This window comes from Mycobacterium sp. (assembly GCF_049608025.1).
Lineage (GTDB): Bacteria > Actinomycetota > Actinomycetes > Mycobacteriales > Mycobacteriaceae > Mycobacterium.
In genome coordinates this window covers 1-9,763 of record NZ_JBMYXC010000058.1, presented here as the reverse complement: position 1 = coordinate 9,763, position 9,763 = coordinate 1, and the positions used below count along the sequence as shown (strand labels likewise).

The following is a 9,763-nucleotide window of genomic DNA, read 5'->3' as shown; positions in this document are numbered from 1 at the left end:
ATTCAACGCCGAGCGAGGTAACGAGCGAGCCATTCAACGCCGAGCGAGGTAACGAGCGAGCTGCCCTCTCGGTCAGCGGCGCAAATAGTCCAGCTGGGCCTGCACCGACCATTCGGCCGCGTCCCAGAGCTTCTCGTCGACGTCGCCATAGACATGCTCCACCACTTCGCGGTTGCTGACGCCATCCCCGAGATCACGGAGCGCGGCCCGCACCTGGCCGAGTCGCTCTTCCCGATGGGCGAGATAGGTCTCGCTGACAGTGAAGATGTCGTCGAGTTCGGGGCCGTGCCCGGGTAGCACTGTGCGGGGTCCCGAACCGCGCAGTCGGCGCAGCGACTCCAGGTAGTCGCCCAGATCGCCGTCTTCATGGTCGATCACCGAGGTTCCGCGACCCAGGATGGTGTCCGCGGTCAGCACCGAACCCCGGCCGCCGCCGCGCTTGCCCGGGGCGTCGTCGAGCAGGAAGGACACCGAGTCAGCGGTATGTCCGGGGGTGGCCATGACGGTGATCCTCAGGCCGGCGGCGTCGATCACCTCGCCGTCAGTCAGCGGTCCACCCGGGCCGCGCAGAAACCCGCTTCCCACCGACCGCACAACGGCCCCGGTGAGCTCCACGATCTGGTCTATTCCGCCGGTGTGGTCGGAGTGACGGTGGCTGATCAGCACCAGCGGGATGGGCCCGATCGCGGCGAGTCGCTCGATGTGCGCGACTTCGTTGTCGGGTCCGGGGTCAACGACGACCATCTCGTCGCTGCCCGGGCCCTTCAGCACCCAGGTGTTGGTGCCCTCGAGGGTCATCAACCCCGGGTTGTCACACAGCAGGACCGACGCGGTCTCGGTGACCGGTCGCAGCAGACCGTAGGCGGGATGCTCCAGTCTGCCCACGCGTCACGCGACCTCGACGATGAGTTCAACTTCCACGGGTGCATCCAGGGGTAGCTGGCAGACCCCGACCGCCGACCGGGCGTGTGCCCCGGCTTCCCCGAATATCTCCGCGAATAGTTCTGAGGCGCCGTTGATCACGCCGGGCTGGCCGACGAAACCCGGCGCCGAGGCCACGAAGCCGACGACCTTGACCACGCGCACCACCGAGTCGAGGCCGACCAGCGAGTCGACGGCGGCCAATGCGTTCAGGGCGCACTGGCGGGCCAGGGGCTTGGCCTCATCAGCGGACACCTCGGCCCCGACCTTGCCCGTCATCACCAGCTTGCCGGCTGCCATCGGCAGCTGGCCTGCGGTGTACACCAGGTTTCCGGTGCGCACCGCGGGCACATAGGCGGCCAGTGGCACGACCACCTCGGGGAGTTCGATGCCCTGTTCGGCCAGCCGCGCCGACGGTGTCTGATGTCGCCGGCCGGCTGACTCCGGCCCGCTCACTTGGGTCGTTTGAGGTAGGCGACGTGCTGCTCGCCGGTCGGGCCGGGCAGCACCGATACCAGCTCCCAACCGTCTTCGCCCCACTGGTCGAGGATCTGTTTGGTGGCGTGCGTCAGCAGCGGCACGGTCGCGTACTCCCACGGGGTCGGTTCGCTCATGCGGCTGAGCTTATCGGGCATCCGGCCGGTTATGGCTAGCATGCACTGGTGGCTACCGCACAAAACGGACCGAACCGGGCTGGCTGGCCGTCTCGCCTGACCAAGGCACGGCTCCACTTCGTTACCGGCAAAGGCGGCACCGGTAAGTCGACCATCGCCGCGTCATTGGCATTGGCGCTGGCCGCCGGTGGCCGCAGGGTGCTGCTGGTAGAAGTCGAAGGGCGCCAGGGCATCGCGCAGCTCTTCGATGTGCCGCCGTTGCCCTACGAAGAGGTCAAGATCGCCACTGCGGAGGGCGGTGGCGTGGTCAACGCGCTGGCGATCGACACCGAGGCGGCGTTCCTCGAGTACCTCGACATGTTCTACAACCTGGGCCTGGCCGGGCGGGCGATGCGCCGCATCGGTGCTGTGGAATTTGCGACGACGATCGCACCCGGCCTCCGTGACGTTCTACTCACCGGCAAGATCAAGGAGATCGTGACCCGCTCCGATCCCGGAGACCGCGCGGAGTTGAAGGACAATCAGAGCACGTACGACGCCGTTGTGGTCGATTCACCGCCCACCGGACGCATCGCGAGGTTCCTCGATGTCACCAAGGCGATCTCGGAGCTGGCCAAGGGCGGACCTGTGCACTCTCAGGCCGAAGGCGTGGTCAAGCTGCTGCATTCCGACCTGACCGCCATTCATCTGGTTACCCTGCTGGAGGCGCTACCGATTCAGGAGACGGTCGAAGCGATCAATGACCTGCGGGAGATGGAGCTGCCGCTCGGCAGCGTGATCGTCAACCGCAACATCCGGGCTTACTTGGCACCCGAAGACCTGGCGCTGGCCGCGGAGGGCGACCTCGATGCCGACGCCGTGCGCAGGGGCCTGACCAGCGCCGGCATCGCTCTCTCCGACGAAGATTTCGCCGGCCTGCTCACCGAGACGATCCAGCACGCGACCCGCATCGCGGCACGGGCCGAGAACGCCGAACAACTTGACGAGATCGACGTTCCCCGCCTCGAACTGCCGACGATGCCCGACGGAGTCGACCTGGGAAGTCTGTACGAACTGGCCGAGGCACTCGCCCAACAGGGCGTCCGGTAACCGAAGGATGTCGATGAGCGCTTGCGCGAAGAGAAGATGGCCACGATGAACACCACCCCAGCGGCCCTGGACATGGCCAGCATTCTGCGCGACAGGTCCAACAGGGTGATCGTCTGCTGCGGTGCGGGCGGTGTCGGAAAGACAACTACCGCCGCCGCGATGGCGCTTCGCGCCGCCGAATACGGCCGCACCGTAGTGGTGCTCACCATCGACCCGGCCAAACGGCTCGCCCAGGCGCTGGGAATCCAGGACCTGGGGAACACTCCGCAGCGGGTTCCGCTGGCGCCCGAGGTGACCGGTGAACTGCACGCGATGATGCTCGACATGCGGCGCACCTTCGACGAGATGGTGATTCAGTACTCCGGAGACGGTTCCGCCGACGCCATTTTGGACAACCAGTTCTATCAGACGGTGGCCACGTCGCTGGCCGGCACTCAGGAGTACATGGCCATGGAGAAACTCGGTCAGCTTCTGGCCGAGGACAAGTGGGACCTCGTAGTGGTGGACACTCCGCCATCACGCAATGCGTTGGACTTCCTCGACGCCCCGAAGCGGTTGGGCAGTTTCATGGACAGCAGACTGTGGCGCCTGCTGCTGGCCCCGGGACGGGGCCTCGGTCGCCTGGTTACCGGTGCGGTCGGCCTGGCGATGAAAGGGATGTCGACGATCCTCGGATCGCAGATGCTGTCTGACGCGGCTGCCTTCATTCAATCTCTGGATGCGACGTTCGGCGGCTTCCGGGAGAGGGCCGACCGCACCTATGAACTGCTCAAGCGTCGTGGCACCCAGTTCGTCGTGGTATCGGCGGCCGAACCCGACGCGTTGCGGGAGGCGTCCTTCTTCATCGATCGCCTGTCTACCGAGCACATGCCACTGGCCGGCCTGATACTCAACCGGACCCACCCCACGCTCTCCGCGTTGAAAGCAGACAAGGCGGCTGAGGCGGCAGCGGAGCTGGCGAAGGCCGGGGATTTAGCGGACACGCGGGCTGGCGCCCTGGCGGTGGCGGCGCTGCGGATACACGCCGACCGGGCGTCGACCGCCAAGCGGGAGGTGCGACTCCTGTCGCGATTCACCGGCGCGAACCCAACCGTGGCGATAGTCGGCGTGCCGTCACTGCCGTTCGACGTATCGGATTTGGACGCGCTCCAAGCCATCGCCGACCAGATCACCGGCGAGGCTCCTGCAGCCTGACGGGACCCTCGGGGCGAAGCGGCGGGCCGTGTCAGCCGGCGCTGCGGTGTTTGCGCTGGGCAGCGAAGAACTCAGCCCAAGACACCACTTCGGGGTGTTGCTTCAGCAGCGCGCGGCGCTGACGTTCGGTCATGCCTCCCCACACACCGAACTCCACCCGGTTGTCCAGAGCATCAGCGCCGCACTCGGCGATCACCGGGCAGTGCCGGCAGATCACCGCTGCTTTGCGCTGCGCGGCACCGCGGACGAACAATTCGTCCGGGTCCGTCTGGCGACACCTGGCATGCGAAACCCATGCAATACGGGCTTCGGCCTCTGCACCCTGCACAATAGAGTGGGCGGTCGGATCCACGTTGGTTTTGCTAGCGGCGGGCGTAGTACCTGACACCTGCGATCCCCTTCGTTCAGGCCGCGCCCCGACAACGCAGACGAATATTTTTTCTCCGACGTCGATCGCGTAGAGCGATCTGAGCCACAACACGATGCAAGGTGTGACCTGCATCGCACTGTGTGCCTAACTTAGGTGGTCAGGGGTGTTCTGCGCAATACATTCGTGACCACTTTTTTGGGACTACCGTCCCGTCAGCCCGTGACGACGCCTGAACCCGGCATTTGACAGCGGCTGCCGAGAGCCGATCTTGGCTGCTCCGCGGATTGGCGCGCCGAGGTCATCGCTACTCTGTACGCATGCCGGAGCACCCCCCGACTCGACCGCCGGTGGCAGTCACGATTATCAAGCTCGCCTGGTGCTGCCTGCTCGCCAGCGTGCTGACCGCCGCACTCATGTTTCCGGCCGTGGGCGGTTTCGGCTTGATGTCCAACCGCGCCTCCGATGTCGTCGCCAACGGTTCGACCCAGCTCGTCGAGGGTGAGGTGCCCCAGGTATCGACGATGGTCGATGCCAGCGGGAACGTGATCGCGTGGCTCTACTCCCAACGGCGTTTCGAAGTGTCCAGCGATCAGATCGCCAACACGATGAAGCTGGCGATCGTCTCGATCGAGGACAAGAGGTTTTCCGACCACAACGGCGTGGACTGGCAGGGGACACTCACCGGCCTATCGGGATACCTGTCGGGCAACCTCGACACGCGGGGCGGTTCGACGCTCGAACAGCAGTACGTGAAGAACTACCAGCTCTTGGTGGTCGCCCAGACCGACGCCGAGAAGCGGGCGGCGATCGAGACCACCCCGGCCCGCAAGCTGCGCGAGATCCGGATGGCGTTGACCCTGGACAAGACGTTCACCAAGCCGGAGATTCTCACGCGCTACCTCAACCTGGTGTCGTTCGGCAACGGCGCATTCGGGGTACAGGACGCCGCGCAGACCTATTTCGGCATCGACGCCTCCGAGTTGAGCTGGGAGCAGTCCGCGCTCCTGGCGGGCATGGTGCAGTCGACGAGCACGCTGAACCCCTATACCAACCCCGATGGCGCACTGGCGCGTCGAAACGTCGTGCTGGACACCATGATCGAGAATCTCCCCGAATATGCCGGGGAGCTGCGCGAAGCCAAGCAGCGACCGCTGGGGGTATTGCCGCAACCCAACGAGCTGCCTCGCGGCTGCATCGCAGCCGGTGACCGGGCATTCTTCTGCGACTACGCGCTGGACTACCTCGCCCGCGCGGGCATCAGCAAGGACCAGGTCGCCAAGGGTGGCTACCTGATCAAGACGACCCTGGACCCGGAGGTACAGGCCACGGTCAAGTCGGCGATCACCGATTTCGCCAGCCCCGACCTCAACGGCGTCGCCAGCGTCATGAGCGTCATCCGACCGGGCAAGAAATCTCATCCGGTACTCGCGATGGCCGGCAACCGCACCTACGGGCTGGACCTGGACGCCGGGGAGACGATGCAGCCTCAGCCGTTCACGCTGGCCGGCAATGGGGCGGGCTCGGTGTTCAAGATCTTCACCACCGCGGCCGCCCTCGACATGGGCATGGGTATCAACGCCCAGCTGGCCATACCTGCCCGGTTCCAGGCCAAGGGTCTGGGCAGCGGCGGCGCCCGGGGCTGCCCCCCGGCTACGTGGTGCGTCAATAACTTCGTCCCCTATCGAGGGTCGATGAACGTCACCGACGCTCTCGCCACCTCGCCGAACACCGCGTTCGCGAAGCTGATCGCCCAGGTCGGGGTGCAACGCACCGTAGACATGGCCGTCAGGTTGGGGTTGCGGTCTTATGCGCTGCCGGGAACCGCGCGCGACTACGATCCGGAGAGCAACGAGAGTCTCGCCGACTTCGTCAAACGGCAGAACCTCGGTTCGTTCACGCTGGGGCCGATCGAGGTCAATGCCCTGGAACTGTCCAATGTGGCGGCGACGCTGGCCTCCGGTGGCATGTGGTGCCCGCCCAACCCCATCGAGACCGTCCTGGATCGCAATGGCGAGGAAGTCTCGGTCACCACCGAAACCTGCGAGCAGGCGGTTCCCGAAGGTCTTGCCAACACCATGGCCAACGCGATGAGCAGGGACGATACCGGCTCAGGAACGGCGGCCGCGGCCGCGGGTGCGACCGGTTGGAACCTGCCGATGTCGGGCAAGACGGGCACAACCGAAGCCAACAGGTCAGCGGCATTCCTTGGGTTCACCAATCAGCTCGCAGCGGCCAGCTACGTCTACGACGACTCCACCAACCCCAGCGAGCTGTGCTCATTTCCCCTGCGCCAGTGTGGCAACGGGAATTTGTTCGGCGGCAACGAACCGGCAAGGACCTGGTTCACGGCGATGAAGCCGATCGCCAACAACTTCGGCGAAGTCGCGCTGCCGCCGACCGACCCTCGCTTTGTCGACGGAGCCCCCGGTTCCCGGGTGCCCGGCGTCGCCGGAATGAAACAGAACGCCGCCCGCAAGCGGCTACGTGACGCCGGCTTCGAGGTCGCCGACCAGTCCACATCGGTGAACAGCGAGGCCCCGTACGGCGCGGTTGTCGGGACCTCTCCCAGCGGTCAGACGGTGCCCGGTTCCATCATCACGATCCTGATCTCCAACGGCATTGCACCTGCTCCGCCGCCGCCTCCGCCCGGTGCACCCCCGCCACTGGGCGTGCCACCGCTACCAGCACCGGTGGGGCAGACGGTTGTCCAGATACCGGGCTTACCGCCGATCACGGTGCCGGTACTCGTTCCCCCGCCGCCGGCGCCACCGCCGCCGCCACCGGCAGCACCCCCACCGCCACCGGGAGCACCGCCACCGCCGCCGCCACCGCCCCCACCGCCGGGGTGATCGAGCGGGCGACAGTGGGAGTCGAGCAGCAACTGGCAGTAGGCTGAGCACATGGCTGCAGCTTCGACCGGTGCGATCTTGAAGAACACCGCCGCCGCGTCGGTAGGCACGCTCGCGGTCGGCATCGGGTACGCGTCGTTGATCGAACGAAATGCCTTCGTGGTCCGAGAGGCGACCATGCCGGTGCTCTCCCCGGGCTCGTCACCGCTGAGGGTCTTGCACATCAGCGACATCCACATGCGGCCCACTCAGCGGCGCAAGCAGGCTTGGCTGCGGGACCTGGCTGGCTGGCATCCCGATTTCATCGTCAACACCGGCGACAATCTTTCCCACCCCAAGGCCGTTCCAGCCGTGGTGCAAGCCCTCGGCGACCTGCTGTCGGTGCCGGGCGTGTTCGTGTTCGGCAGCAATGACTACTTCGCGCCCAAGCTGAAGAATCCCGCCAACTACCTGACCAACCCGACCCGCCGGGTCCACGGGGAGCCGCTGCCGTGGCAGGACCTGCGCGCCGCGTTCACCGAACGCGGTTGGCATGACATGACCCACACCCGCCGCGAGTTCGAGGTCGCGGGCCTTCGCATCCAGGCGGCCGGCGTCGACGATCCGCACCTGTCGCGGGATCGCTACGCCGCCATCGCCGGGCCGGCGAGTCCGACCGCGAACCTCACGCTGGGCCTGGCGCACTCCCCCGAGCCCCGGGTCCTGGACCGCTTCGCCGCCGATGGCTACCAGCTCGTGATGGCCGGCCACACCCACGGCGGGCAGCTGTGCTTGCCTTTTTACGGCGCGATCGTCACCAACTGCGATCTTGACCGGTCCAGAGTCAAAGGCCCGTCCAAGTGGGGCGCCCATACCCAGTTGCACGTCTCTGCCGGCATCGGCACGTCCCCATTCGCCCCGCTGCGGTTCTGCTGCCGGCCGGAGGCGACACTGCTGACGCTGGTAGCGGCCCCGCAGGGGGGTTCGGACGCCAGTTCGGGAACTGAGCAGTCGCATCCGACTGTCGCTGCGCGGTGAGCACATCGGCCTCATCCGCCGAACGCAGCCAGTCACGTTCCTGGGTGGACAATGCGGTACGGCTGATCGAGGCTGACGCCAGGCGCAGCGCCGACACCCATCTGCTGCGCTACCCATTGCCGTCGAGTTGGTCCAAGGACGCCGACGTCGCGCTCTATCTCAAGGACGAGACAACCCACATCACCGGGAGCCTCAAACATCGGCTGGCACGCTCGTTGTTCCTTTATGCGCTATGCAACGGCTGGATCGACGAGGACACCACCGTCATCGAGGCGTCCTCAGGCTCCACGGCGGTCTCTGAGGCCTACTTCGCAGCGATGCTGGGGCTGCCGTTCATCGCGGTGATGCCGAAGTCGACCAGCGCGAAGAAGATCGCTCTGATCGAATCCCAAGGTGGCCGTTGCCATTTCATTGCCGAGTGCGAGCCGTTCTACGAAGAGGCGCAGCGGCTGGCCGAAGAAACCGGCGGGCACTATCTCGATCAGTTCACCAACGCCGAACGTGCTACCGACTGGCGCGGAAACAACAACATCGCCGAGTCGATCTTCGAGCAGATGGGCGAGGAGACGCACCCCGAGCCGGAGTGGATCGTGGTGGGCGCAGGTACCGGCGGCACCAGCGCGACGATCGGTCGATACATCCGCTATCGCCGACACACAACCCGGTTGTGCGTCGTGGATCCGGAAAACTCCGCGTTTTTCCCTTCGTATGTCAGCGGCGATCCCCACGTCGTGACGGATATCTCATCTCGTATCGAGGGCATCGGGCGGCCTCGCGTCGAACCGTCGTTCCTGCCAGGAGTCGTAGACCGGATGACTGTGGTGCCCGACCCTGCCTCCGTCGCGGCCGCCCATCACGTGGGCCGGGTGCTCGGCAGGCGCGTCGGACCGTCGACGGGAACCAACATCTGGGGTGCTTTCGGCCTGTTGGCCGACATGGTCGCCCAGGGGCGCAGCGGCTCGGTGGTGACCCTGCTCGCCGACAGCGGCGACCGCTACGCCGATACCTATTTCTGCAGCGAATGGCTGACCAGCCACGGCCTCGACCCCTCCGCGCCGGCCGAGGTGTTGGCCGAGTTCGAGCGATCCGGACTGTGGCCTTGATCGTCGGTGCCGCGCGAGAGTGGACCGTCGGCAGTCAGGAACAACCAGAGTGCGGCAATGGCGAAGAAACCCAGGTAGATCGATGCCCCTAAGCCCGTCATGTCATGCCTCGTTTCGTTCAGGATCAGCTCGTCGGTAACTGTCAGTGTGTATAACGCCACCGACAACCCAGATGCATCCCGCGGCGTGTCGCAGACCGAATGCGCGTTTCGCTTGAACCCCGGGCGGTGCGATACGCTGTCGTGGCTTCACGCGGGGTGTGGCGCAGCTTGGTAGCGTGCTTCGTTCGGGACGAAGAGGTCGTGGGTTCGAATCCCGCCACCCCGACCACGAATGGTCTGACAAGAAAAGCCTGATGCAGAACGGCTAGGCATTCGGCCGCAGAGCACCCTTGGCACACCTAGCCCGAAACCCCCCCTCGCCCGATTTGTCGTCGTAACATCTGCTGGACCTTGCAGCGAAACCCGTCGCGCGAGGAGACGATTGGGCGCAATGATTTCCGAATATGCTTCCTCGGCCAGCTTCGATGATCAGCGCCCTGCCAGTACTGCGTGCCAACGTCGTGATGTGACCGGTCGAGCTGGGGTTCCTCGGATCGAGTCCGGC

At 65.8% G+C, this 9,763-nt stretch carries 9 protein-coding genes and 1 tRNA gene; 6 read left to right on the top strand and 4 right to left on the bottom strand.

All coding sequences use genetic code 11. The annotated features are described in order from the left end of the window. Window positions 1-72: 72 nt before the first annotated feature. The 3 genes from ACPGXI_RS15400 to sp36 are packed head-to-tail and all read right to left on the bottom strand — an operon-like array spanning window position 73 to window position 1,535. Complete coding sequence (locus ACPGXI_RS15400) at window positions 73-876, bottom strand: MBL fold metallo-hydrolase (protein ID WP_526654446.1); 804 nt, start codon at window positions 874-876, stop codon at window positions 73-75. A gap of 12 nt (window positions 877-888) precedes the next feature. Further along, window positions 889-1,377 (bottom strand): RidA family protein, encoded by a 489-nt coding sequence (locus tag ACPGXI_RS15395; protein WP_526654426.1) that lies wholly within the window; start codon window positions 1,375-1,377, stop codon window positions 889-891. Next, window positions 1,374-1,535, bottom strand: coding sequence for a Sp36 family protein (gene sp36 / locus ACPGXI_RS15390; RefSeq protein ID WP_526654424.1), 162 nt, complete (start codon window positions 1,533-1,535; stop codon window positions 1,374-1,376). The genes ACPGXI_RS15395 and sp36 overlap by 4 nt, the downstream gene beginning before the upstream one ends. A gap of 48 nt (window positions 1,536-1,583) precedes the next feature. Between sp36 and bagA the strand changes: the two genes are divergently transcribed. Both bagA and bagB read left to right on the top strand, forming a co-directional pair. Further along, window positions 1,584-2,624 (top strand): ATPase BagA, encoded by a 1,041-nt coding sequence (gene bagA / locus ACPGXI_RS15385; RefSeq protein WP_526654422.1) that lies wholly within the window; start codon window positions 1,584-1,586, stop codon window positions 2,622-2,624. Between the two features lie 45 nt (window positions 2,625-2,669). Beyond that, window positions 2,670-3,818: an ATPase BagB gene (gene bagB / locus ACPGXI_RS15380; protein ID WP_526654420.1), complete on the top strand. Its 1,149-nt coding sequence runs from the start codon at window positions 2,670-2,672 to the stop codon at window positions 3,816-3,818. A gap of 31 nt (window positions 3,819-3,849) precedes the next feature. Here bagB and ACPGXI_RS15375 read toward each other — a convergent pair whose 3' ends face one another. Continuing rightward, a complete protein-coding gene (locus ACPGXI_RS15375) occupies window positions 3,850-4,206 on the bottom strand; it encodes a WhiB family transcriptional regulator (protein WP_526654418.1) in 357 nt (118 codons plus the stop codon). Window positions 4,207-4,505: 299 nt separating this feature from the next. Between ACPGXI_RS15375 and ponA2 the strand changes: the two genes are divergently transcribed. From ponA2 to ACPGXI_RS15355, 4 genes are all read left to right on the top strand, one after another. After that, window positions 4,506-7,037, top strand: coding sequence for a transglycosylase/D,D-transpeptidase PonA2 (gene ponA2, locus ACPGXI_RS15370; RefSeq protein ID WP_526654416.1), 2,532 nt, complete (start codon window positions 4,506-4,508; stop codon window positions 7,035-7,037). Window positions 7,038-7,088: 51 nt separating this feature from the next. Then, window positions 7,089-8,054 (top strand): metallophosphoesterase, encoded by a 966-nt coding sequence (locus ACPGXI_RS15365; protein WP_526654414.1) that lies wholly within the window; start codon window positions 7,089-7,091, stop codon window positions 8,052-8,054. After that, window positions 8,051-9,157 (top strand): L-cysteine desulfhydrase Cds1, encoded by a 1,107-nt coding sequence (gene cds1, locus ACPGXI_RS15360; RefSeq protein ID WP_526654412.1) that lies wholly within the window; start codon window positions 8,051-8,053, stop codon window positions 9,155-9,157. Before ACPGXI_RS15365 ends, cds1 begins: the two co-directional genes overlap by 4 nt. Window positions 9,158-9,410: 253 nt before the next feature. Continuing rightward, window positions 9,411-9,487: transfer RNA gene (locus ACPGXI_RS15355), tRNA-Pro, on the top strand. Window positions 9,488-9,763 lie beyond the last annotated feature (276 nt).